Below are 24,863 nucleotides of genomic sequence, written 5' to 3'. Positions count from 1 at the left end.
AAACCACCTATCCCCTAAAGAATTTAGGGAACAATTGGTTTAGGTGTTTTGATTCGTGTCCCCTTTTCGGGGTTCACTTCATGTCCATAAGAGGTTTTTACTTTTTTTCATTATTCAGCGTCTGTATTTTGATACGCCATCTTAAACAGCTTCACTTGGCTATCAATTTCTTCTGTACTACCATTAATAACATAGTAGTAATCACCATCTTTATTTTGTTCACGTGTTTTCACATTATCGGCTAATGTAAGTTGTAAAATGGCCTTAATTCTCGCCTTCATTTCAAGATCTAATATTGGGAAAGATATTTCCACTCGCTTCTCCATATTTCGCGTCATCCAATCAGCTGAAGATAAATATATTTTCTCCTCCCCATTGTGATGGAAATAATAAATACGACTATGTTCTAAATATCTTCCAACAACACTAACTACACGAATATTTTCACTTACATTTGGAATACCAGGTCTTAAACAACATGTTCCTCGAACAATGAGCTCTACCTTTACTCCAGCTTGTGATGCTTCATACATCTTTTTAATTAATGGCTTATCCGTTAATGAATTCATCTTAGCGATAATATATCCATTTCCATATTGCCTATGATAACGGATTTCTTCATCTATTAAATCCATAAATTGCTCTCTTATATCAAATGGAGCAACCGATAAATGATGAAAGTGCGGCTTTGTTGTATAACCACTTAAATAATTAAAGAAATTGGTTGCATCGACCCCAAAGTCTTTTCTTGATGTAATATATCCGAAATCAGTATATAACTTCGCGGTTGCATCATTATAATTACCAGTCCCGAGATGTACGAACCTTTCGATTTTTCCGTTTTTTCTTCTTACAACTAGCGTAATTTTGCTATGTGTTTTCAAGTGACTTACACCGTAAATAACATGACAGCCCGCCTGTTCCAATTCTTTAGCCCAATGAACATTGTTCTCTTCATCAAATCTTGCCTTTAATTCAACTAATACCGTCACTTGTTTTCCTTTTTCAGCCGCTATCTTTAACGCCTGAATAATCGGTGAATCACCACTTACTCGATATAACGTTTGTTTAATAGCAAGTACATTCGAATCGTCTGCCGCATCACGGACAAAGTCAACTACCGGCTGAAATGATTCAAAAGGATGATGTAATAAAATATCATGCTCAATTGCTTTTTCAAATACATCTTCCTCGTCACCTAAATCTTGAGGCGGTTGCGGAATAAGAGCCGGATATACAAGATGTTCATATAAAGGAGCTAGTTTTTTATATAAAGAAAATAGGCATGTTAAATCTAATGGTCCATCCATTATATATACATCTTCATCTTTTACTTCCAGAACCTCATATAATAACGCTAATACTCTTTCATCAATGTGTTCTTTCCCAACTTCTAAACGTACAGCAGCTCCCCACTTACGCTTCTTTAATTCTTTTTCAATTACCTTTAATAAATCTCTCGCACCTTCTTCATGAATCGTTAAATCTGCATTGCGTGTAATACGGAAACGAGTAACAGATGATACTGTATATCCCGTAAATAATTTATGAGTAAAACTACTAATTACGTCTTCTAATAAAATAAATTTATGCTTTTGCCCTTCGCTCGGTAAAAATATGAAGCGCTCAAGTAATGAAGGAACTTGTACAATTCCTAACTTCGTCCGGTTTTCTTCCTCCACTTGCTTCTCATCATATAAAAGAGTAGCTAAATTCAAACTTTTATTTAATAACATTGGAAATGGTCGATATGCATCAATAGCTACAGGAGTTAACACCGGAAAAATTTGCTCATCAAAATACTCTTCTATAAATTCTCTCTGCTCTTTCGTCAAATCATGAAATGTTAAACGTTCAATTCCCTCTAACTCAAGTGTTGGCAATACATAATTTTTAAATGTATCATATTGTACTGTCATTAGTTCATGGGCTTTTATCGCAATTTTGTTTAATTGTTTTTTTGGTGTTAAGCCAGCTTTATTTTCTGGTTGGTTAAATCCAGCACTCACTTGATCTTTTAATCCCGCTACACGTACCATAAAGAATTCATCTAAATTCGAACTAAAAATACTAATAAATTTCAATCTTTCCAAAAGTGGATTATTTGTATCTTGTGCCTCTTGTAGTACACGTTCATTAAATGCTAACCAACTTAACTCTCGATTATTGTAATAAGCTGTATCATTTAAATTTACTGCATTCCCCTTCAACAATTCCATTCTCTTCACACTTCCCCTTGAAACTTTTTTACTATAATTTAGTTACTTTTATTTTAGCAAATTACAATATTATAAAGTGTAAATTTTTTGTAAAGACATCCGTACAACCTAATGTTTTAATTCAAATAATAAATTAATATTCGTTTTTAATACTCTTTCTAACTGTTTTTTCTGTTTTTCAGCTTGCACTTTTTCTGCTAATGCCGATTGTTCACATAAAACGTTAAATGTTAATCCTTCTTCGTTTTCTGTTATAGATATCGTATCAACAAGTGACCTTTGTCTTACATTTAATGTAGCTGAAAATTGCAAAACAGCTCCTAATAGGCGGATTTTTTTCTGTTCACTTTTATCAAACCAACCTTCAAATGGAGATAAATGTTGCTTAAATAACATTTTGGATTTATAAGATGCAATAAGCGCTAACCTCACTCGCTCTTTATGCATCATGCCATCAATTGTTTTATTCGCTAATAAATAAAACGTATGCAAACGACTCGCTTCTTCGTCTATATATTTACCTATATTAAATACTTTCGCTGCTTGATGGAATACTTCCCAGTCTTTCTCTGACATCGAAATAAGACCCATTCCTTCAAGCTGTTTACAAATTAGTCTTCCATGTTTACTAAGTTGAATGACAAATTCCATATCCATTTCGTATTCATGTGATAGTAAATGCAAACTTTCTTCAACTACGTTCGGATAATACGAAATCCCCAAATCCCTTGTCAACTCTTCATAGAAAACACCTTCTCTTAACCCTTTTCTACTTAATACAAATGCCGGTGCCTCTATAACGTTAACAAGCGTATGAAATACTTCAACCGCTGGAATAATCGTATCCGCTCGATCTTTTGCTAACCCTTCCAATTTCTGAAGTTCTATGAACGACAATTTTTCCAATTCATCTTTTACATTTTCAATATCTTCTTCTTTCATCTTGTATAGATGTAATCCTGCTATAGGATAGCATATTAAATTTTGATGGATTTTTACTAAGTTCCTCGCACTACCACCAATTGCAATAAGAGGCAATTTCTTATCAATTAACCATGGTAACGTCCGAAATTGAAACTCCAAATACTCTTGCATTCCCTCTAACTCGCCTTTAGTAGGAATATCCCCTTTAATAAATTGTTGCTTTAAAGAAAGCGCCCCAAAAGGAAAACTATGGTACTCTAAAATCTCTCTATTTCTAAAGTATGTAACTTCCGTACTTCCCCCACCAATATCTACCGTTATTCCTTCTGAAAACGATGTAGAATTCATAACCGCCAAGTATCCGTAACGCGCTTCCTCATATTCTGATAATACTCTAAGGGTAAAGTCCGTTTGTCCTTCAACAAGTTTTTTGATTTCCTCTTGATTCTCAGACTGTCTAATTGTTGCTGTTGCAACACAAAGTACATGATGCAACTGATGGAATCTCGTACTTTCTTGAAATTGAAATAATGTCTGTAATAATACTTCTATTCCCTCTTCATTCAACACACCATCGATTAAATAATTCCTTAACCTAGCAACCACTTTCGTATTTTCAATCTCTTTATAAAACCCTCCGTTTTGCTTTTCATAAATAACTAAACGCATTGTATTAGATCCAATATCTATAATGGCATATTGTTGTTTTAATATTTCTTTCAAACTTCTCACTCTTTCATTATCAAATTTCAAAACATATTCTATTACTATTATACAAAATAGTTGTTTTTTGTAACAATATTGCTTTAATATTGAAAATATATACAATCACTTTTTGCATATAATAAAAACCTATTTTATTTATGGTATAATAATGAAAAATTGAAAGGAGATTCAATATGAAACCTTCACAACCACAATCTCAATTACAAAACCAACATTCTATTAATCGACTAGCTCAATCTATTTTCGTTGTGAATCGTCATGCTAAAGCAGCTACTAATCCTAAATATTTATACTGGCTAAAAAAGACAGCTTTAGAACGTTTGATTGCTGAAAAAAAAGCAATTAAAGAAGGATTACATTTTTCTAGAAACCCACGTTTTAGCCAACAACAATCTGATGTTCTTATACGTTTAGGCGATTATTTTTTCCACATCCCTCCTACGAAAGAAGATTTTCGAATTCTACCGCATCTTGGTCATCTTGAATCCTCCTATCGAAACCCGAAAACAACCTTATCTTTAACAGTAGCAAAAAAAACACTTCAAGATTATATTGGTCCTGAAGCATTGAAACAAGAAAAAAAATTAAGTGAACCTGTTCCATGGTATAGTCGTACTTATACAAAAAAATAAAACAGTTTGGCNNGCCAAACTGTTTTATTTTTTCTCTTCTTTAATTTTAATATTTGCTTGTTTATAAAAAGCTACTTTTTCTGTATTATAAGACTTTGTGAATTCATTAAATTTATCTTTTTCTGACTCAATGTCCTTATAAGATTGATTTACTACCTTTACTTTTTCACTAATGTCTTTTAATTTAGTACCTTTATCTTGTAACATTGTATATAATTCTTTTTCTTGTTTTAAAGATTTATTATAGCTGTCATACATCTTATTAAATGAATCTTGTCGTTTCTCATACGTACTTTTCACTTTATCCGCTTGATCTTTCAGCTTATTATCTTCAATTTTCTTCACATATTTATCAGCTGATTTCACTTCTTCTTGCGCTTTATTCAAAGCTTCTTTTTCTTTTGTAAGCACTTTTTCTCGTTCAGTTGTATTCTTTACTGCTTGATTCAGCTTTTCTTTAACTGTTTGATTATTATCTTTTCCTTCTTGAACAATCTGGTTATATAATTCTTGTCCTTCTTTCTCTAAAGTCTCAAGTTTTTTTGCATCTTCAAACATTGTTTTTTCTTGTTTAGCAGCGTTTTCAAACGCTACATATAATTCTTCTTCTGGTTTCGGTCCAAAACAACCGGCTAATAAAGTCATTGATAATGCAGTTACAATTGCTAATTTACTATATTTCAACATCTTTTCCTCCTACTTATAAACGACCATCGTGTAATATAAAAAAGTTATAAAATATGTAATTGTTCTATACACTCGCATCTTTTTTTACGAAGATCATTCATATTGTTTGTACAAATTATTACTTGATATTACATTATTCTTTTTGAAGTATTTAGCAGTTCCATATCCATCTTTAAGTATAGTACTTCGTGTTTTTTAAAACCTGTTCACATTATGTATTACCTTAATGCCCACTGAATTTCACCTCAGTCTTAATAAGACTATAATAGTTCACCTGATAAAAGATGATCGTTCCGTTCTCACGTCTATCATTCCCTTTCCCGCTTTCTATCAAATAATCTCTTTGTTCATTTTACACAGTACAATCGATATCTCGCAACAACTTACAAATATTCTTTTCATTTCCTAAAAAGGAAAAGTGTAGAGCTTGCTTTCCTCTACACTTTTCAAATGAAACACATTGTGCAAATTGCATTGGCACTTCCATCATAATTATATGCTTATTTCATATATTTTTAAAGACTTTTATTACAAACGCGACGTTTCTTTGTAATAAAAGTCAAAAAAATGTTACAAATAGAACTTCTTCCTATCATATATCTTCAAATCAAAGTTTCACTCATTTCCTTACAAATTTCTATACTGGTACAATTGATTTTGCGACTTTCTCAACAGCTCTTCAAACGTTTTTCCTTCTAGCGGATAGCTAGCTGCTCCAAATAAAAGAGTGACACTGAGTAAACCACCTTCGATTTCACTTTCAATATTTTTCATTAATCGTTTTGTTATTGTTGATGTTTCATGACCATTATCAATTGCTACAATAACATACTTATTTTCATCCCACTTCGTAACGACATCTCCTTTCCGAATTGTCTTTACAATGGTATGCTCCAATTTTTGTACTAACACTCCCAACTTTTTTTCTTGCAACGTGTCTTTTAATCCTTCCCATTCTTTTACAGAAAGGATGTACACTGTAATATTACGCGAATCTCTTTCAGATAAAGCAGCTACTTTCCCGAAAAAATCAACAACAAAATCGTTGCTTGCCATTCCGCCTACTTCCACATCCATACGATTGCTCGCCCTTTTATCGTACCAATGTCCAAAATAATAACTTAGTATCATTTGCAATATATAAATAATAAAGACGGTATAAAATGATCGTGAATCCAGTTTTGCAATTACATCCTGAAGTGCAATCCATTCTGTAACTGCGACTGTATTCCCAAGTAATAATCCACTAATTTTCCCTTTATGTTTCATACTTCTCCTCCTTTTATACCAATATATGTTTCTATAGCAATAATGTTTTTCTACAAAATAAAAAATGTACATATCCAATGTACATTTCCACTTAAGCTTGTATACCTTTTCTACTCTATTTCATATATATAATATATAACTTTTAATAGAAAGGAGTAATCTATGTGCTACAAAAAGAGAATCTACCAGATGCTATGCGTTTACTAGCTGGTTTTCTATTATCATTAAAATTATTATTTACCTCTTTCGGCATACACTTTATTACAAACGATCAAATCGACGCTATTGTTAATATTGTTTCATTTTTATTTATTCTATACTTTGGCTACAAAAATAACTATGTAGGAAAAAAAGGAATAGAGCAAAAGAAAATACTCAAAAAACACAACCTTCACTAAAAAGGAACCTTTTGTATAGGTTCCTTTTTATCATTGACGCACAACAACTTCATTTGTTTGCAATGGGCCATATGATATCTCTTTATCTTGAAATGTATATGTAGCCTGAAAGAATGCTTGTTTGAGAGCTTTATCTTTATTAGCTTTTATTTTACAACGTAGTTCCACCTTCTCATTCGGTAATAAATCATCAATTCGCCATCTTACAAGTTGGAATAAAAACTCACTCATCCCCTTATCAACCTTTAAAGAATTAGGAATATACGCAAAGTAATCTCGAATCATATGACTTACAACAACTCTCGAAATCATTTCTACCCCTTTATTTTCCACTTCAATTCGCATAATAAGTATGTCGTTTACATCATAGGTCAATTCATACGAAAATTGTTCTGTATACATACTACCGATTTGTAATGTAACGGCTACATGAGGAAATTCGTTTTCCTTTTTCGATCCGTCAATCCACAATACTGGTTGTAGCGGTATTGAATACTTTCCTGTATTCGAAATTCGTCCCCATATTTTCATAATATATATTCACCTCATTTCAGATGTATCATACACACAATGAATTCTCCAAATTACTAAAGCTTAACTACAAGCAACATTTAATATTTCTCTTCCTTTTATCCTATTCGACAATATGAAGAAAAAACCATTTTTCATCTGTTAACAGAAGGGGTTCTTACTGAAATATTTTTTTACAATTTCCTTCATTGACTTTATGACAATATTCAGTATTACTCACTCGCTCTCTACTCATACGAAAGAATATTTTGACGGAAGAAAAAGTTTGCCTTTTAGTCAAATTTGACTATAATATTCTTTATGGCTTTGTCAGTGCACTTGTGTAAATTGATTTGAAAGAACTATATTAAATTTTTATGCGCTGCACTCAAAACTTAATATGGTTTACTTATTATTAAAGGAGGGTTATATTTGGAATCTCAATTATCAAAAAAAGACGCCAACAAGACAAAATTTGTTGTTGCTGGTTTACTACTTGGTATTTTAATGGCGGCAATGGATAATACAATCGTTGCAACCGCAATGGCAACAATCGTTGGAGACCTAGGAGGATTTGATAAGTTCGTTTGGGTCACGTCTGCATATATGGTAGCAACAATGGCAGGTATGCCTATCTTCGGAAAACTTTCTGATATGTACGGGCGGAAACGTTTTTATATTGGTGGACTCATTCTTTTCTTATTCGGTTCTGCGCTTTGCGGAACAGCTTCAAGTATTGAACAATTAAGTATTTATAGAGCAATTCAAGGAATCGGTGGCGGCGCTCTTATGCCTATCGCCTTCACAATTATGTACGATATCTTCCCACCAGAAAAACGCGGGAAGATGACAGGGCTATTCGGTGCTGTTTTCGGGACATCTAGTGTGTTCGGTCCTTTATTAGGCGCTTATATTACAGACTATATAAGTTGGCATTGGGTCTTCTATATTAATATTCCATTAGGACTTATCTCCTTTTTCTTCATTACTAAATACTACAGTGAGTCTCTAGAATTTAGAAAACAAAAAATTGATTGGGCTGGCGCTATTACACTTGTCATTAGTATCATTTGCTTAATGTTCGCATTAGAACTTGGTGGTAAGGAATATGCATGGAATTCCACTGTAATTATCGGTTTATTTACAACAGTTGTTATTATGCTTATTATTTTCTTCTTCGTAGAACGAAAAGCAACTGAGCCTATTATTTCGTTCCATCTATTTAAAAAACCTTTATTCGCAGCTAGCCAAGGAGTTGCCTTTTTCTATGGTGCCGCTTTTATCATCTGTACCGTATATATTCCGATCTTCGTTCAAGGTGTTCTCGGCGGTTCAGCCTCAAATGCTGGATTGATTTTAACACCTATGATGGTCGGTTCTGTAATTGGAAGTCAAACAGGTGGACAGTTAGCTTCTCGAACAAGTTATCGTAACATCATGATAGCATCTGGTGTTTTCTTCGTTCTTGGTATTTATTTACTAAGTACTTTAACAATGGACACACCACGCGTACTTGTAACGCTATTCATGGTTCTCACTGGACTTGGGGTTGGTTTTTCATTCTCAGTTCTAAGTATGTCTTCTATCCACAAATTAGAAATGAGAGACCGTGGTTCTGCTACATCAACAAACTCATTCTTCCGTTCACTCGGTATGACTCTTGGTGTAACGATTTTCGGTACAATTCAAAATCATATTTTTACAGATAAACTAAACACTGTGTTCCCTCCTGAACTAGCAAAATTAGCTCCAAAGGGTGGAGACACAAGTTTCTTATTAACACCAGGTGCTACCGATAAAATACCAGCTGAAATATTAACTGGTATTAAAGAAGCTCTCGCTACATCTATTGCCAGTACATTCTTCTGGGCACTTATCCCGGCTGTATTAAGTATTATTTGTATTTTACTTATGGGAAATGAACGCCTCTTTACTGGCCCAAAAACAAAACAAAAACAAAAGCAAGTAAGTTAATATAGAAAAAATAAACGGCATACCCTTTATGAAAAAGGGTATGCCGTTTATAATATATAAAGTAAAACTTTAGGACCATTTCCACTGATTATTATCCCTCACCAATCGGGATAAAGTTTCTATATATAGGAGTTGAGACAGCATGAGCATGAAATTAGTCATTCTCGGCTTGCTACTCGAAGGGGATAAACATCCATATGAAGTACAACATATCATGAAAGAAAGACAAATGGATTGTTATATTAAATATGCAAAAGGATCACTTTACTACGCCTTCGAGCAATTAGAAAAGCAAGGTGCAATTAGTATTACCACGATTGTTCGAGATACGAATAGACCAGATAAAACAATCTTTCATATAACAGAAGAAGGTAAACAGTTATTTCACACGTTACTATTAAAACAATTCGAGGCAAAAAATCAAATATATAAACCAATTTATTCAGCACTCTCTTTCGCTCATTTTGGTGATGATCAAGAGTTAGTTCCTATTTTAGAAAAGAAGAAACATGATACCGTTCAATATTTACATAAAATGCAAACTATTTATGATTGTAGTAAAGGACAAATTCCACGTGCACAACTATATATTTTACAAAGCGTTATTGAACATATTACAGTTGAATTGCAATGGTTAAACACCCTTCTTACAGATGCAGTTGCAGGCCGACTTTCAGAAATTAATATAGATGAAGCTTATAAAGAAGAAACTGCAAAAAGACAATAAAGTTATTTCATTTTAAAATCTAAAATAAGCATAACCCCGTTCTAATGTAGGACGGGGTTATCATATAGTTGTTTAATTTTCGATATAAGGTGGACCGATTGTTAAATAACATAACTAGCGTCTTATTTCTGTACAAGTACACACTTCTTTATACATTTAATCCAATTTATCCCTCTTAATAAATCAGAAAAATAAGAATAATAAAAATAAAAAACTTTAGAATTTTCTTATTTTAAAACAGTAGACAAAATTCCAAAAATTGTGTTAGAATTTGTTTCAATATCATATCGCTTGTTAAATTCCTTTCAAAAGGAAAATGGGTACACGAACATTTCGTTTCGTGTTTAAAAGGGAAGATTGGTGAAACTCCAACACGGTCCCGCCACTGTAAATGCTGAGATTTCTTTTTGGTGCCACTGTGAAAACGGGAAGGTGAAAGAAATTATATGAAGCATAAGTCAGGAGACCTGCCTGTTTTAACAACACTGATAGATTCACGGATGATGATGAGGTGTTAAAACAAAAAGGAAGGCTTATTTTCTGTGCCTTTATACTTTTTGTTATAGGTATTTCCTAGTAAACGGAAATGCTTACTTTCAATTAGGGAGGAATTTGAAATGGCAATTCAAACAAGTAACTTAGGTTATCCACGTATCGGACTACAACGAGAGTGGAAAAAAACATTGGAAGCTTTTTGGTCCAATAAAATCGATGAAGAACAATTTTTAACAACAATGAAAGAAATTCGCCTTCAACATGTTAAAGCACAGCAAGAAAAAGGAATTGAACTCATTCCAATTGGCGATTTTACATATTATGATCACGTTTTGGATACAGCTTATATGCTCGGATTTATCCCATCACGTTTTTCTGAGTTTACATCTTACCTTGATGTATATTTCGCAATGGCGCGTGGCTCTAAAGATCACGTAGCTTCCGAAATGACAAAATGGTTTAACACAAACTATCATTATATCGTTCCTGAATATGAAGAGGGATTACAAATCTCTTTAAAAGATAATCGTCCACTTCGCTTATACGAAGAGGCAAAACAAGAATTAGGAGTAGATGGAAAGCCTGTTATTTTAGGACCATATACTTTCTTGAAATTAGCTAAAGGTTATACACAAGATCAATTCGCTACTATTTTAAAACAATTAGTTGCACCTTACGTACAACTGCTTTCAGAACTACATGCAGCTGGTGCACAAATCATTCAAATTGATGAACCGATTTTCGCTTCTTTAACGAAAGAAGAAGTGCAACAAGCAAAAGAAATTTATGAAGCTATTCGTAAAGAGGTTCCAAATGCGAATCTAATTTTACAAACATATTTTGATAGTGTAGAAGAAAACTACGAAGAAATCATTACATTCCCTGTATCCGGTATTGGATTAGATTTCGTTCATGGTAAAGAAGGTAATCTACATGCTATTTCAAAATACGGATTCCCAACTGATAAAACTTTAGCTGTCGGTTGTATAGATGGCCGTAACATTTGGAGAGCTGACCTTGATGAAGTTCTTACGTTATTTACAACGTTACAAAAACAAGTCCAAACGACAGATTTCATCGTTCAGCCTTCTTGTAGCTTATTGCATACACCAATCGATAAAACAGAAGAAACTCACTTATCGACTGAGCTATTTGATGCGTTAGCATTTGCAAATCAAAAATTAGAAGAGTTAGTTCTTATTCATTCCGCTCTGACTCAAGGTACAGAAAGCATTAGTAATGAGCTGGAAACATATCGAAATGTACATCATACAATTCGTTCGTCTGCTGCACGTAACCGAGAAGATGTGAAAGCAGCACGAACAGCACTAAAAGAAGAAGATTTTTCACGTCCTCTTCCATTTGAAAAGCGATACGAATTACAACAAGTTGCCCTAGAGTTACCATTGTTACCAACAACGACTATCGGTAGCTTCCCGCAAACAACTGAAGTTCGTCAAACGCGAAAAGAGTGGCGTACTGGCGCTATTTCAAACGAACAATATGAACAATTTATTGAAAAAGAGACAGAAAAATGGATTCGTTACCAAGAAGAAATTGGTCTTGATGTCCTTGTACATGGTGAATTTGAAAGAACTGACATGGTCGAATATTTTGGCGAGCGCCTTGCTGGTTTCTCATTCACTAAAAACGGTTGGGTACAATCATACGGTTCCCGCTGCGTAAAACCACCTGTTATTTATGGTGATGTAGCCTTTATTAACGGAATGACTATTAAGGAAACTGTTTATGCACAAAGCTTAACAGAGAAAGTTGTAAAAGGAATGTTAACTGGACCTGTTACGATTTTAAATTGGTCCTTCGTTCGAAATGACATCTCAAGAAAAGAAGTTTCATATCAAATTGCATTAGCTCTTCGTCACGAAATTGAACTACTTGAATCTTCCGGAATTCGAGTAATCCAAGTCGATGAGCCAGCACTTCGTGAAGGAATGCCGCTAAAAGAAAAAGATTGGGATGCTTATATTACATGGGCAGTACAGTCCTTCCTTTTAGCAACTTCTTCTGTAGCAAATGAAACACAAATTCACACTCATATGTGTTACAGTAATTTCGAAGATATTGTTGACGCGATTCGCGCATTAGATGCAGATGTGATTTCTATCGAAACATCAAGAAGTCACGGAGAATTTATTGATACATTAAAACATACAACATACGAAAAAGGCATCGGTCTAGGTGTATATGATATTCATAGCCCACGTGTACCAAGTAAAGATGAAATGTATAAAATCGTAGAACAATCTTTACAAGTATGCGACCCTAAATATTTCTGGATTAATCCTGATTGTGGTTTAAAAACGAGACGAACAGAAGAAGTTATTCCAGCTTTAGAACATATGGTGCAAGCAGCGAAAGATGCTCGTTCCCTTTTAAAAACAAACGCATAACAAAAATGGGTTATCCTTTTCTCAGGATAACCCATTTTCTATTCTTTACTTTCAAAAAAGAATTCGTATTGTATTTTATATAATTCATCATCCGTTGGCTCTTCAAGAGGAATTGCTTGTAATACAACTGTATACTCACCATTTGGAATAGGGATTTGAAATTTACTTGAAAGAATACTCGTTATAACGATACTTTCATTTTCAACTGTAAAAGGAACCGTAATCGTTCTAACTACTTCTTCTTTTTCAATATGTTTCCCACAAGTCACTTTTACTTCACAAGTATAATCAGAAAGTGCTTCAAAAATAACAGTTCCATCCGCCTTAGCATAACCTCTTTCAAAATCTTCATCAGTCCAGTCTACATAAGGCTGCTCACCGTCATAGTTCATCAACATTAATTGTGAATAAGAAATTGTTAACTCCATAGTTCCCCTTCTCCTTCATTATGAAATGTACAACGATTACTTCACTTCAAATTTTACTCGCGTACCGTTTGGGTATTTATCTAACTTATTTCCTACCCAAGAACCTGCTCCGCGGTTATCCGCTGGACTTATATATTCAATATGCGCCCCTTTTCCGCCTTCCTTACACATAGCCATTGGCCATTCATCACGATCATATCCTTTTTTTGATGGATATGGCGCTAACGACAGCTTTCTTCTATCTGCAGCACCACCACGATCGATTGTACAAACTTCTGAATGCCCTTCTTTTATAGCATCTGTAATATGTTTTCCTGTCTCTGGATAACGTTCTTTCGGAAATTCTAACACTTGATCATACGTATTTGTTTTTTTTACACCTGTTTCCTCTGGCACAAGTACTTCATAGACTGCTACTAAAATAGACAGGATTGCAATAATTGAAATGATAATACCTTTTAATTGCTTCATGTATACCTCCATGTTTCTACCAGTTTCTTTTCCTCAGTTATTATAACAAACTTCTCCTGTATATGTTTTCAGACATTATTTTAGTTATTCCTTGCCATTCCGCCAAAAACTTTCATTTTTTCACTAATGCTGTAGAAAACTAATAGCCTTCCGACATTCTTTTTCAAAGGAAGTCCTCATAAAAGATTGAAATGATATATACGATACTTTTTGGGGAGGAAATATCATGGAAGCTATCTATAAAACGAAAGATGTCACGAACAAAACAGGTATCCCAAAACATATAGTCCGCAAATATAGCCAACTCTTAGAGGAACATGGATATATTATTTCAAAAACAGCCGATGCCCGTATTTATAAACTAGATGATTTAAAACTATTGAAATCTATACATGAAAGAGCCGCTACATTACAAGAAGATATTTCAGAAACGATACCAATTATTTTAAAAGAAAAAGAAGCCCCACCTATACCTGTTATACAAGATAAGCAAGAAATACAACCGAAAGAAAAAGAAGATGGGCGTAACTTTGAGGAATTCATGTTAAAACTTGAAATGCTCGCTCAATTAAATGAAGCAATCATTCATCAAAATTCTACCCTTATCACCCAAAATCGTTTAAAAGATGAAAAGCTAGACGAATTGATGCAACAAGTTTATGTAAAAGAAGGCTCTCAAGAAAAAATGCTACAAGAGTTAGTTGATCACGCAGCTCAAACAGATGCACTGCAAAAAGAAAAGATGGACTTATTAATGAATCATATGTATAAACGAGAATCCAAACAGGAAGAAAAAATGAATAAACTTGTTAGTCAAATTTATAACAAGGACAGTAATCGTGATACACAGCTTATGCAAGTTATTCGCGAAATTCAAGAAACAAAAAGAATGGTTGCTGCCTCAAAAGAGCAAGGCTTCTTTCAATCATTTAAGAGTTTATTTAGCCGAGCAAAACAAGAAAAAACAAATGAATAAACAATATAAAATAAAAAGTTACCTTTCATCGGTAACTTTTATTCCTTATTTCGTACAGCTGGTAATATAATAATTGCTTCAGTGCCTTTTCCACTTTCACTTTTATATTCCAATGTACCATTATGCGCTTGTAAAATACTAAATGTTACCATAAGCCCTAATCCTGTCCCTTTTTCTTTTAAAGAATAATATGGTTGCCCCAGCCTTGCTAACTGTTCTTTCGTCATACCAACACCACTATCTTTAACTCTTATTACGATTGTTTCATCTTTTTGAATAGCTGTTACTTTTAAATACCCTTTATTTCCTTGAATTGCTTCAATACCATTTTTAACAACATTCATAATAGCTTGCTTCAATTTTGTCTTATCACCGATCGTATAAAGACTTTCTGAAATTTCAACTTGTAAATATACACCTTGCATCGCTGCAAATGATGACATAAGAGTGGTCATTTCTATTAATTGAGCTGATAAACAAATGTGTTCTTTTTTCTCAATTTGCGGCCTTGCTAAATTTAAGTAATCTGAAATAATTTGTTCCGCCCGATCCAATTCAGCTAATACGAGACGCATATAATCCTTATTCTTCACATCTTCTGTACTTTCTAGCAATTGGATAAATCCACGAACAACAGTGAGTGGATTTCGAACTTCATGTGCCACACTTGCTGCTAACTCACTTACAATATTAAGCTTTTCTGATTTTTGCATCTCTGTACGTAGCAATGCATTCTCGTTTAAATATTCAGTTAAATACACCTGAAATACCGTTGTCATGACCATGATAAGCGAGGCAAATATAAATCCGCTATATATTTGCGAAATATACGGTGTAAATCCTGTTTCCAAAAGAACATTAATCATGCCTAATACTAAAGAAACAAGCACATAAAATGATGAAATCATAAATGCTAAAATTAATTTCTTATCCCTTGAAAAAAGAGACCATTTCTTTGATAAAAACAGCGGAACTATCAATAGAAATATTACTTCTACAACCGGAAGAAAGCTCATTCCCTTTAGTAACCATTCATATGCAACAAAAATAACCGCTGGAATTAAACCAACAATCCCACCATATAAAAACCCACTAACAATTGGAATGGGGTGAAAGTTATACCCGCACACATCGCCAAAACAAATAGAATATGTCATGGATAGAACGAGCGTAACGCTAGATAAAAACATAATAAAGTAACGATTTGGCTTCGGAGGCATTTCTTGATAGCGATTTAAACGAATCGCTTCATATAAAAATAATGGCAAAATTATGATGGCAATTTGGATCAACAAATCACGGATAAGCTCCATAACCTCTCATCCCCTATATGTATTTTGATATGATTATATCATTTTATAGGTTTATTTGTTTTAAAATTTTGATTTTTCTTAACATATTTGTTAATTATTTGTTAACAACTCATATTAATTGTTACAGATTTTCGAAATGATTGTAAACCCTGTACCAAATTTCCTTCGTGCAGTATACAATGAATACGGATTACAAAGAAAATGTAAAAATACTTTTTTAGACGGACAACTATAGCAAAATACAGCATATAATCCATACTATCTATGTTTACAAATAAGTGATCATTACTTTAGTAGGAGGAAGATAAATATGGCGGGTACTACGCTTGTTTTAAAAGAAGAAAATTTGGTTGTTCTAGAAAATGTTGAAAAATCAGTATATGAAGAGTTACAGCATAAAGCAGGAGAAGAAAATTGCACATGTGCTGTAAACGAATCTGTTGTTCACCTTGGCAAGGTATCCTCTGTACTCTGGAATGAAGATGAAATAGATTGGGAATACGGATATTAAAAAGTCGCTTATAGCGGCTTTTTTTCTCTTTTCTCTCTCTTTCTAAATAACATATACAAAGCGTAATCATAGAAAATATGATAAAATGAACTTAATTTTCAAACGGAAGAAAGGGAGATACAATGGAACAATTCATTAACCCTAGAGTGAAGGACATCCAAATTTCTGGAATCCGTCAATTCTCTAACATGATTCAAAACTATGATAATTTGATTTCTTTAACAATTGGACAACCCGATTTCCCTACACCTTCTCTCGTAAAAGAAGCGGCAAAACGGGCCATTACAGAAAACTATACAAGCTATACACATAACGCTGGTTTACTAGACTTACGCAAGGCAGCTTGTAACTTCGTAAAAGATAACTACGATTTACATTATTCACCTGAAAACGAAACCATCGTTACAATCGGTGCTAGTGAAGCAATTGATGTTGCATTCCGAACAATTTTAGAGCCTGGAACGGAAGTAATTTTGCCTGCTCCTATTTATCCAGGATACGAACCTATTATTCGATTATGCGGTGCAACGCCTATTTTTGTAGATGTTCGTGAAACTGGATTCCGTTTAACAGCTGAAGCGCTAAAAAATGCTATTACAGAAAAAACAAGATGTATCGTACTACCGTATCCTTCTAATCCAACTGGTGTAACCTTATCAAAAGAAGAACTAAAAGATATTGTAGATGTTTTAAAAGATAAAAATATTTTCGTTCTTTCAGATGAAATTTATAGCGAGCTTGTATATGAACAAAAGCATACATCTATCGCTCATTTCCCAGAAATGCGTGAAAAGACCATTGTCATTAACGGTTTATCTAAATCACATTCTATGACTGGCTGGCGTGTTGGACTTTTATTCGCACCAAGCTATTTAGCAGGACATATATTAAAAGTTCATCAATACAATGTAACATGCGCTACTTCAATCGCTCAATACGCTGCAATTGAAGCATTAACAGCAGCTAAAGACGCACCCAAAATGATGCGTCATCAATATAAAAAACGCCGTGATTACGTATATAATAGACTCACTCAAATGGGATTAACAGTCGAAAAACCAACAGGTGCATTTTACTTATTCCCATATGTTGGTCATTTGACATCTTCATCATTTGATTTTGCACTTGATCTTGTCAAAGAAGCTGGACTAGCCGTCGTTCCAGGAACAGCATTCTCTGAGTATGGTGAAGGCTATCTTCGCTTGTCCTATGCGTACAGCATCGAAACATTAAAAGAAGGTTGCGATCGATTAGAAGCCTTCCTAAAACAAAAAGCTAAGAGTTAAACTCTTAGCTTTTTTCTGCATAATGATCACAAGTGTGACGCTTTAGCAATTTATGTGGAATAATGATACATTTCGCAGTAGACTCCGCATTCTCTACTTTATCAACTAAAGCTTTTGCTGCTTCATATCCTAGTTGATAAATATTCACATCCACTGTTGAAAGCGGAGGACTCGCAATTTCTGATAGTAAAGCATTATTAAAACTTACAATAGAAACGTCCTTCGGTACAACAAATCCTTTTTTAGAAAGAGCACTTAACACACCAAGTCCAATTAAATCATCCGTTGCCATAATTGCTGTTGGCGGTTGCTTTAGTCCCATTAATTCTTCCACGGCTTGTTGACCACTTTCCCTTGAAAAATCAAAATGTAAAATATACTCTTTTGATAACGTAATGTCCGCTAGTTTTAAAGCATCGCTCATACCAGCTAAACGATCTCTCGTTACAAGTAAATCTGACCCACCACCAATGAATGCGATTTGTTTATGGCCTAATGAAATTAAATACTCTGCTACTTCTCTCGCAGCTGCATAATTGTCATTATCTACATATGTAATTTCATTTTTTCGATCATATGGTTTCCCTATTAGAACAAACGGGAAATTTTGTTCATGTAAATATTGAATAATCCGATCGTTCTCTCTTGAATATAAAAGAATAATGCCACCAATTTGGCGCCCTTGTACCATCTTTACAACACCATTAAAAATTTCTTCTTCCGTTTCACCTGTCGACATATAAAGCGCATAACCTTCTACGTGTGCAAATGAACTAATCCCTCTTATAACTTCTGGGAAAAATGGATTTTGAAAAGCTTTACTTGCAGAACTTGGCATAACAAGACCAAGTGTTTTCGTCGTTTGGTTCGCAAGATTTCTCGCATTTAAATTAGGATGATACCCTAATTCACTCATCACTTTCCTAACACGACGCTTTGTCTTTTCACTTATACTTGGATTATCAGCAATTACACGAGAAACTGTTGATGGTGCAACATTCGCTTGCTTCGCCACATCTTTAATTGTAACTGTCATAAAAATCCCCCTCCTCTCATTTCTCTGTCATTTTTCATATATTTTATCTCGCACTCATTGCAAGTCATAAACTTCCATTTCTTATATCTTGCAAAACTGATCCTATTATCCCTCTTCATGTATTGTAAGGGATATAGCTTTATTTTCCTATACTATAATATACTATTTATTTCACTTCTTTTCACATGTGATGTCAAATCTCTTTTCATCTCCCTATANNTATAGGGAGATGAAAAGAGAAATGGGACGTAGTGTCCCATTTTTCATCCTTTCGTACCTCCAGCTGTTAAACCGGAAACAAAATATTTTTGTAGTGATAGGAATAAAATTGAAATCGGGATCGCAATTAACACAGAACCCGCTGCAAACGTTGTAAATTCATTACCGAATTTTTTCGCAACCATTTCATATAATCCAACTGCTAAAGTATAATTTTCTGGTGTTCGCAAAATAATACTCGCTAAAATGAAATCTGTAAATGGACCAATGAAAGTAAATAACGCTACAACCGCTACGATTGGCTTTGCAAGTGGCATAATGATTTGCCAGAAAATACGGAAATGCCCTGCTCCATCCATTCGAGCTGATTCATCCAACTCTTTCGGAATCGTATCAAAATACCCTTTCATAAGCCATGTATTCATCGGAATTGCTCCGCCCACATAAATTAAAATTAATGCAAGATGTGTATCAAGTAATCCTGTTAACTGAGCTAATATATATAGTGCGATTAACGCTGCAAAATTCGGGATCATTTGCAGAATTAAAAATGTTAATAAACCATTCTTTCTTCCAACAAAACGATATCTCGAAAATGCATAAGCAGTAAAACTAATGGTTAGTACAGAGAAAATCATCGTCATTACGCTTACTTTCAAAGTATTTTTATACCAAAGTAAGTAATTACTTGAATCGAGATCAAGTAGCTTGCGATAATGATCTAATGTGGCATTTTTCGGAATAATACTTGACCCAGATAAACTATCTCCTGGATTAAACGATGAGCCAATTATCCATAGTAATGGATAGAAAACAATCGCACACATTATGAAGATAACTAAATAACTTAATGAAAGACGTAGCATCTTTTGTCGTTTAATATTCATTTACATCATATCCTCTTCTTGGAATGATTTTGTTCTCTTAAATTGCCATAACGCAACTGTAATAACGATTAACGATAAAATCATTGTAAGAGCTGCTGCTTTGCCGTATTGAGCCGAAGTCATCGTTAACTTATAGATCCATGAAATTAAAATATCCGTTCCACCTGCATTTTGTCCAGACACAGCAGGTCCCCCGTTATTAAATAGATAAATAATACTAAAATTATTAAAGTTAAACGTATATTGCGTAATTAATATTGGCGCTGTTGCATATAACACAAGTGGCAATGTAATTTTGCGGAACTGTTGCCAAGCAGTTGCTCCATCTACTGTGGCCGCTTCATATAATTCTCCTGGAATCGATTGCAATATGCCTGTTGTCATTGCAAAGACGAACGGGAAACCAAGCCACGTTTGAATCATAATTAAAGCAATCTTTGACCAAAACGGGTCTGTCATCCAAGCAATCTTTTCAATCCCGAATAAAGCTAATACTTGGTTATTAATTGCTCCAAATGTTTCATTAAACATACCAGCAAATACAAGAATAGATACGAATGCTGGAACAGCCCACGGTAAAATAAAGATTGTTCGAATAATTGCCTTACCTTTAATACCAGGCTGATTTACGATAATCGCTAAAAAAATACCAAGTGCAACTTGTAATGTTGTTGCAACGAATGTCCAAATGACAGTCCAAGAAAATACACTTAAAAATGTATCTCTCCACATCGGTAATGTGAAAATATCAATAAAGTTTTTAAAGCCCACCCAATCTACTAATTTAGCAGGAGGAGAATGATATAAATCATAGTTCGTAAATCCAATTAAAATTACGAAGATGATTGGAAATACGACAACAAAGATAAGTAGTAGAAACCCTGGTGAAACCATTAAATAGGGAAAGCCTTGATCTAACAAATTACGGTATTGCTCTTTTACAGAATTTAACGGTGTTCCAATATCACGTTTCTTCCCATTTTGATATGCATCATATAAGTTAAATGCATATATGCCAAGCCCAAAAGCGATAACGATAAGTGCCAAGATCCCTTCTACTAATAGAAAGACGGAATGGTCACGTGGAACTTCTGTACCGAGCGTTACAATGCCCCATAATCCCATATTTAATAAATCAGAAAAGGCTACAATAAATGAACCTGTTAATACTAGAAAAATAAGACCTTTTACAAATTGTTTATTATACATTTGGCCCACGCCTGGAATGATTGATAACATGGTTGCCACTTTCCTATGCTTTGAACCATTTAACCCCTTTGCAGGTTCCATAGATGTTTGCATGTTCCTTCCCCCTTTTTTCTTCCCACATGGAAGGGAGAGAATTCGTGCCCCTCATATTAGAGGCACGAATTTCACCTTATTTTTTCTTACTATGATTTGCCTCAATATTACCTTTAATTTGTTTCACTGCACTATCAAGTGCGGATTTTGGTGCTTCTTTATCTGATACAACTAATTGAAGCGCATCTCCAGCTGGTTTCCAAACTTCTTGCATTTCTGGAATGTTTGGCATTGGAATTCCATTTTCAGATTGCGTCGCAACCGCTTTTGCAGCCTCATTTTCTTTAATGATTGGATCTTCCATTACTGATTTTACTGGTGGAATTTCTTTCGTTTTCTCAAAGCGAATTTTAGCATTTTCTTCATTTGTAACCCACTCAGTAAATTTTGTAGCTAAATCATTTTGTTTAGAGAAGCTTGTTACATGCCATCCTTTTACGCCAACGAACGTTTTCATCGGTTGACCATTTGGTAATTTCGGCATTGGAGCAACACCATAGTCTATTCCAGCCTTTTCCATCGCTTGGAATGCCCATGGACCATTCATAATAGATGCTGCTTTTCCTTCATTAAATAATCCATCTGCAGCTGAACCACCAGATTCACCGATAATACCTTTCGGGAATAGTTTTTCTTTGTACCATTTTTGAATATATTCAGCACCTTGTACCGCACCGCTATTATTTAATCCAATATCATTTGCATTTGGCTTTCCATCTTTTTCACCAAATACATAACCACCCATACCTGCCATGAATGCATTAGCGAAGTAGAAGTTATCTCCTAATGCTAAAAATCCGTATTTTCCATCTTTCGTAAAGTCTTTTGAGAAGTTAAACAGTTCATCCATCGTTTCGGGTGCTTTTTGCATCATTTTTTTATTATAAATAAAGATTGGTGTTTCAATCGCTTTTGGTAAACCGTATATTTTTCCGTTATATGTTTGTGCTTCTATTGATAAATCTGTAAATTTACTTTTTACTGTATCATCTACTTTCACTTCTGAAAGTAGCCCTTCTGTTACCGCATTACCAATATGATCATGTGGCAATGTTACAACATCTGGCCCTGTGCCAGCTGGACCATCGAGACGAAGTTTTTCTATTTGTTTCGTCATCTGAACCTCTTCAACTTTTACTTTCACATTATATTTCTTTTCAAAACTTTTCACCGCTGGCTCTAGACCCACACCTTTTTTCTCATCTTCCCAAACAAGAAGATCATAGTCTTTTTTCGCTTTACTTTCCTCTTTTTTCCCTGAATCTTTCGGTCCACATGCAGATAACATACCAATAGATACTGCGGAAACCGTTAATAATGATAATGCTTTCTTCATCCCAAAAACCTCCCTAAATTGTCTATGTACCTCAGTAACTGAAAACGTTTGCATTTAATAGTTTAATTGAAGCGCAAACAATATTTCAATCTATGAAAACGTTTGCGCTATTTGTCTATCATTATACATTCTTTTATTCATTTTGCAAATATTAATTTAAAAATTATGTCATTATACTCTTTATGCATTGACTTTATATGAAATGAATACTACTCTTATAAGCAATATTAAAGCTATGAGAAAGGCAATCGTTTGCAATGTAGGCTTTATTATTACACTTAAGGGAATACTATGTATAGAGATATTAAAGGGGGATTTTCTATATGTTTAAAGAAGCCATTTATCATAGGCCGAAAGATAATTATGCATACGCTTACGATGAACAAACAATTCACATCCGCATACGTACTAAGAGAGATGATATTCAAAGCGCCGACCTTATTTACGGTGATCCTTACGAATGGAAAGACGGGAAATGGATTTCATCAAGTACACCAATGAAAAAAACGGGTTCTACTGCATTATTTGATTATTGGTCCATTTCAATCGAACCGAAATTTAAGCGCTTACGTTATGGATTCGAATTAAAAGCTGAAACAGACACTCTTATTTATGCAGAGCGAGGATTTTTTTCTAGCATTCCAAATGATGATGTTGGTAACTTTTTCTGTTTTCCATTTATTCATGCCGATGATGTATTCAAAGCACCTTCCTGGATTAAAGACACCATTTGGTATCAGATTTTCCCTGAACGATTCGCTAATGGGGATAGTGCACTGAATCCAGAAAACACCCTTCCTTGGGGAAGTACGAATCCAACTCCAACTAATTTTTTCGGCGGAGATTTCGCTGGTATTATGCAAAATCTTGATTACCTTGTTAAGCTTGGCATTTCCGGAATATATTTCACACCTATTTTCAAAGCTCATTCAAACCATAAATATGACACAATTGACTATATGGAAATTGATCCGCAATTTGGTACGAAAAAAACTTTTAAAGAACTCGTTCAGGCATGTCATAAGCACGGTATAAAAGTAATGCTCGATGCTGTGTTTAATCATAGTGGATACTTTTTTGATAAATTTCAAGACGTACTAGAGAATGGTGAGAATTCCGCATATAAAGAGTGGTTCCACATTCATAAATTCCCGATTATAACCGAGCCACTTCCAAATTATGATACTTTCGCCTTTACACCGTATATGCCTAAATTAAATACAGCTCATCCAGATGTAAAAGAATACTTACTTGAAGTAGGACGTTATTGGGTACGAGAATTCAATATAGACGGCTGGCGCCTTGATGTCGCAAATGAAGTCGATCACAACTTTTGGAGAGAATTCCGAAGTGAAATAAAGACATTAAATCCTGAAGTATATATTTTAGGAGAAATTTGGCACGATGCCCTCCCGTGGCTACAAGGCGATCAATTTGATGCTGTCATGAGCTACCCTGTTACAAACGCTCTACTTTCTTACTTTGCTAACGATTCCATTAAAGCAAGTGAATTTATGAAACAAATTACAGAATCTCTACATTCCTACTCTATGAATGTAAATGAAGCAGCATTTCATTTATTAGATAGCCATGATACTCCAAGAATTTTAACAACATGCAATGGAGATAAAAATAAGCTGAAATTGCTCTATGTATTCCATCTTTCTTTCATCGGCTCTCCTTGTATTTATTATGGAGATGAAATCGGTATGGATGGGGGCATGGACCCAGATTGCCGTAAATGTATGATTTGGGACACTAAAGAACAAGATCATGCATTATTTGCACATATACAAACGTTAATTGCATTAAGGAAACAACATAAAGCATTTGGAGGACATGGTACTTTCCAATTCATCGAAGCAAATGATGACCGTAATTATATTTCTTACACGAAAACATATGAAGATGAAACTATCTTTTTCGTTTTAAACCCTACTAATAGTGAAGTTACAGTTTCACTCCCTCTTCATGTTACTGGTAAGAAAATAATTAACATTTATACAACCGAAGAATTTTCAGCGGAAGCAAGTGTATTACAAGTTACACTTCCTCCATATGGGTTCTCCATATTAAAATGGTAATCCAAAAAAGCCTTATGCCGAGGTTGAAGTGAACCCGAATAG

At 34.2% G+C, this 24,863-nt stretch carries 21 protein-coding genes and 1 riboswitch; of the genes, 9 read left to right on the top strand and 12 right to left on the bottom strand.

Translation table 11 applies throughout. The annotated features are described in order from the left end of the window. Positions 1 to 110 precede the first annotated feature (110 nt). Positions 111 to 2,219 (bottom strand): polyphosphate kinase, encoded by a 2,109-nt coding sequence (locus tag COK05_RS27455; protein WP_098615055.1) that lies wholly within the window; start codon positions 2,217 to 2,219, stop codon positions 111 to 113. A 108-nt stretch (positions 2,220 to 2,327) separates the two neighbouring features. Beyond that, on the bottom strand, positions 2,328 to 3,866 hold the full coding sequence (ppx, locus tag COK05_RS27450) for an exopolyphosphatase (protein ID WP_098615054.1): 1,539 nt from the start codon (positions 3,864 to 3,866) through the stop codon (positions 2,328 to 2,330). A 176-nt stretch (positions 3,867 to 4,042) separates the two neighbouring features. Between ppx and COK05_RS27445 the strand changes: the two genes are divergently transcribed. Then, on the top strand, positions 4,043 to 4,501 hold the full coding sequence (locus tag COK05_RS27445) for a YkyB family protein (RefSeq protein ID WP_000804864.1): 459 nt from the start codon (positions 4,043 to 4,045) through the stop codon (positions 4,499 to 4,501). A gap of 24 nt (positions 4,502 to 4,525) precedes the next feature. On the opposite strand, the gene COK05_RS27440 is transcribed toward COK05_RS27445, so the two are convergent. After that, positions 4,526 to 5,188 (bottom strand): YkyA family protein, encoded by a 663-nt coding sequence (locus COK05_RS27440; protein WP_098615053.1) that lies wholly within the window; start codon positions 5,186 to 5,188, stop codon positions 4,526 to 4,528. Between the two features lie 627 nt (positions 5,189 to 5,815). Then, positions 5,816 to 6,457 carry a diguanylate cyclase domain-containing protein gene (locus COK05_RS27435; protein WP_098615052.1) on the bottom strand — a complete coding sequence of 214 codons (642 nt, stop codon included), beginning with the start codon at positions 6,455 to 6,457 and terminating at the stop codon, positions 5,816 to 5,818. Positions 6,458 to 6,621: 164 nt separating this feature from the next. On the opposite strand from COK05_RS27435, the gene COK05_RS27430 reads away from it, so the two are divergent. Continuing rightward, a complete protein-coding gene (locus tag COK05_RS27430) occupies positions 6,622 to 6,855 on the top strand; it encodes an SPP1 phage holin family protein (RefSeq protein WP_098615051.1) in 234 nt (77 codons plus the stop codon). 30 nt (positions 6,856 to 6,885) lie between these two features. On the opposite strand, the gene COK05_RS27425 is transcribed toward COK05_RS27430, so the two are convergent. Next, on the bottom strand, positions 6,886 to 7,386 hold the full coding sequence (locus COK05_RS27425) for a hypothetical protein (protein WP_098615050.1): 501 nt from the start codon (positions 7,384 to 7,386) through the stop codon (positions 6,886 to 6,888). Positions 7,387 to 7,797: 411 nt separating this feature from the next. Here COK05_RS27425 and COK05_RS27420 point away from each other — a divergent pair, with 411 nt between their 5' ends. From COK05_RS27420 to metE, 3 genes are all read left to right on the top strand, one after another. Next, the gene (locus COK05_RS27420) at positions 7,798 to 9,339 is read left to right on the top strand and encodes an MDR family MFS transporter (RefSeq protein ID WP_098615049.1); all 1,542 of its coding nucleotides are present in this window, start codon (positions 7,798 to 7,800) and stop codon (positions 9,337 to 9,339) included. 142 nt (positions 9,340 to 9,481) lie between these two features. Further along, a complete protein-coding gene (locus COK05_RS27415) occupies positions 9,482 to 10,066 on the top strand; it encodes a PadR family transcriptional regulator (protein WP_098615048.1) in 585 nt (194 codons plus the stop codon). 301 nt (positions 10,067 to 10,367) lie between these two features. Beyond that, positions 10,368 to 10,555: riboswitch (cobalamin riboswitch) on the top strand. 128 nt (positions 10,556 to 10,683) lie between these two features. Continuing rightward, on the top strand, positions 10,684 to 12,972 hold the full coding sequence (gene metE / locus COK05_RS27410) for a 5-methyltetrahydropteroyltriglutamate--homocysteine S-methyltransferase (RefSeq protein WP_098615047.1): 2,289 nt from the start codon (positions 10,684 to 10,686) through the stop codon (positions 12,970 to 12,972). Positions 12,973 to 13,010: 38 nt separating this feature from the next. Here the strand turns inward: metE and comJ are convergent, their stop codons facing one another. Then, positions 13,011 to 13,400, bottom strand: a complete 390-nt coding sequence (comJ, locus tag COK05_RS27405) for a competence protein ComJ (protein ID WP_098615046.1) — start codon at positions 13,398 to 13,400, stop codon at positions 13,011 to 13,013. 36 nt (positions 13,401 to 13,436) lie between these two features. Next, positions 13,437 to 13,871, bottom strand: coding sequence for a DNA-entry nuclease (gene nucA, locus COK05_RS27400; RefSeq protein WP_098615045.1), 435 nt, complete (start codon positions 13,869 to 13,871; stop codon positions 13,437 to 13,439). Positions 13,872 to 14,097: 226 nt separating this feature from the next. Here nucA and COK05_RS27395 point away from each other — a divergent pair, with 226 nt between their 5' ends. After that, on the top strand, positions 14,098 to 14,847 hold the full coding sequence (locus COK05_RS27395) for a DUF3967 domain-containing protein (protein ID WP_098615044.1): 750 nt from the start codon (positions 14,098 to 14,100) through the stop codon (positions 14,845 to 14,847). 38 nt (positions 14,848 to 14,885) lie between these two features. Here the strand turns inward: COK05_RS27395 and kinB are convergent, their stop codons facing one another. Next, positions 14,886 to 16,160 (bottom strand): sporulation sensor histidine kinase KinB, encoded by a 1,275-nt coding sequence (gene kinB, locus COK05_RS27390; protein WP_098615043.1) that lies wholly within the window; start codon positions 16,158 to 16,160, stop codon positions 14,886 to 14,888. Positions 16,161 to 16,470: 310 nt separating this feature from the next. Between kinB and COK05_RS27385 the strand changes: the two genes are divergently transcribed. Next, positions 16,471 to 16,671, top strand: a complete 201-nt coding sequence (locus tag COK05_RS27385) for a hypothetical protein (RefSeq protein ID WP_000929280.1) — start codon at positions 16,471 to 16,473, stop codon at positions 16,669 to 16,671. A 122-nt stretch (positions 16,672 to 16,793) separates the two neighbouring features. Continuing rightward, positions 16,794 to 17,957, top strand: coding sequence for an aminotransferase A (locus COK05_RS27380; RefSeq protein WP_098615042.1), 1,164 nt, complete (start codon positions 16,794 to 16,796; stop codon positions 17,955 to 17,957). 4 nt (positions 17,958 to 17,961) lie between these two features. On the opposite strand, the gene malR is transcribed toward COK05_RS27380, so the two are convergent. The 4 genes from malR to COK05_RS27360 all read right to left on the bottom strand — a co-directional run bounded on the left by malR (position 17,962) and on the right by COK05_RS27360 (position 22,737). Continuing rightward, positions 17,962 to 18,993 carry a maltose operon transcriptional repressor MalR gene (gene malR / locus COK05_RS27375; RefSeq protein ID WP_016080429.1) on the bottom strand — a complete coding sequence of 344 codons (1,032 nt, stop codon included), beginning with the start codon at positions 18,991 to 18,993 and terminating at the stop codon, positions 17,962 to 17,964. A gap of 263 nt (positions 18,994 to 19,256) precedes the next feature. Then, positions 19,257 to 20,099: a maltosaccharide ABC transporter permease MalD gene (malD, locus tag COK05_RS27370; protein ID WP_098615041.1), complete on the bottom strand. Its 843-nt coding sequence runs from the start codon at positions 20,097 to 20,099 to the stop codon at positions 19,257 to 19,259. Further along, positions 20,100 to 21,401, bottom strand: coding sequence for a maltosaccharide ABC transporter permease MalC (gene malC, locus COK05_RS27365; protein WP_098615040.1), 1,302 nt, complete (start codon positions 21,399 to 21,401; stop codon positions 20,100 to 20,102). Between the two features lie 76 nt (positions 21,402 to 21,477). After that, positions 21,478 to 22,737, bottom strand: a complete 1,260-nt coding sequence (locus COK05_RS27360) for an extracellular solute-binding protein (RefSeq protein ID WP_098615039.1) — start codon at positions 22,735 to 22,737, stop codon at positions 21,478 to 21,480. Between the two features lie 323 nt (positions 22,738 to 23,060). On the opposite strand from COK05_RS27360, the gene COK05_RS27355 reads away from it, so the two are divergent. Then, a complete protein-coding gene (locus COK05_RS27355; RefSeq protein ID WP_098615038.1) occupies positions 23,061 to 24,821 on the top strand; it encodes an alpha-glycosidase in 1,761 nt (586 codons plus the stop codon). Positions 24,822 to 24,863: the final 42 nt, after the last annotated feature.

The organism is Bacillus cereus, assembly GCF_002567495.1.
GTDB lineage: Bacteria > Bacillota > Bacilli > Bacillales > Bacillaceae_G > Bacillus_A > Bacillus_A cereus_AQ.
Note: the sequence above shows the minus strand (reverse complement) of the source record. Positions and strands in the feature narration are given on the sequence as shown.

Bases quoted from the DNA above. Each gene is read 5' to 3' on its own strand.
- malC (WP_098615040.1), bottom strand. From the start codon at position 21,401: ATGCAAACATCTATGGAACCTGCAAAGGGGTTAAATGGTTCAAAGCAT.
- COK05_RS27445 (WP_000804864.1), top strand. From the start codon at position 4,043: ATGAAACCTTCACAACCACAATCTCAATTACAAAACCAACATTCTATT.
- metE (WP_098615047.1), top strand. From the start codon at position 10,684: ATGGCAATTCAAACAAGTAACTTAGGTTATCCACGTATCGGACTACAA.
- COK05_RS27455 (WP_098615055.1), bottom strand. From the start codon at position 2,219: ATGGAATTGTTGAAGGGGAATGCAGTAAATTTAAATGATACAGCTTAT.
- COK05_RS27385 (WP_000929280.1), top strand. From the start codon at position 16,471: ATGGCGGGTACTACGCTTGTTTTAAAAGAAGAAAATTTGGTTGTTCTA.
- COK05_RS27395 (WP_098615044.1), top strand. From the start codon at position 14,098: ATGGAAGCTATCTATAAAACGAAAGATGTCACGAACAAAACAGGTATC.
- COK05_RS27425 (WP_098615050.1), bottom strand. From the start codon at position 7,386: ATGAAAATATGGGGACGAATTTCGAATACAGGAAAGTATTCAATACCG.
- malD (WP_098615041.1), bottom strand. From the start codon at position 20,099: ATGAATATTAAACGACAAAAGATGCTACGTCTTTCATTAAGTTATTTA.
- malR (WP_016080429.1), bottom strand. From the start codon at position 18,993: ATGACAGTTACAATTAAAGATGTGGCGAAGCAAGCGAATGTTGCACCA.
- COK05_RS27355 (WP_098615038.1), top strand. From the start codon at position 23,061: ATGTTTAAAGAAGCCATTTATCATAGGCCGAAAGATAATTATGCATAC.
- comJ (WP_098615046.1), bottom strand. From the start codon at position 13,400: ATGGAGTTAACAATTTCTTATTCACAATTAATGTTGATGAACTATGAC.
- kinB (WP_098615043.1), bottom strand. From the start codon at position 16,160: ATGGAGCTTATCCGTGATTTGTTGATCCAAATTGCCATCATAATTTTG.
- COK05_RS27435 (WP_098615052.1), bottom strand. From the start codon at position 6,457: ATGAAACATAAAGGGAAAATTAGTGGATTATTACTTGGGAATACAGTC.
- COK05_RS27440 (WP_098615053.1), bottom strand. From the start codon at position 5,188: ATGTTGAAATATAGTAAATTAGCAATTGTAACTGCATTATCAATGACT.
- COK05_RS27380 (WP_098615042.1), top strand. From the start codon at position 16,794: ATGGAACAATTCATTAACCCTAGAGTGAAGGACATCCAAATTTCTGGA.
- COK05_RS27415 (WP_098615048.1), top strand. From the start codon at position 9,482: ATGAGCATGAAATTAGTCATTCTCGGCTTGCTACTCGAAGGGGATAAA.
- COK05_RS27360 (WP_098615039.1), bottom strand. From the start codon at position 22,737: ATGAAGAAAGCATTATCATTATTAACGGTTTCCGCAGTATCTATTGGT.
- nucA (WP_098615045.1), bottom strand. From the start codon at position 13,871: ATGAAGCAATTAAAAGGTATTATCATTTCAATTATTGCAATCCTGTCT.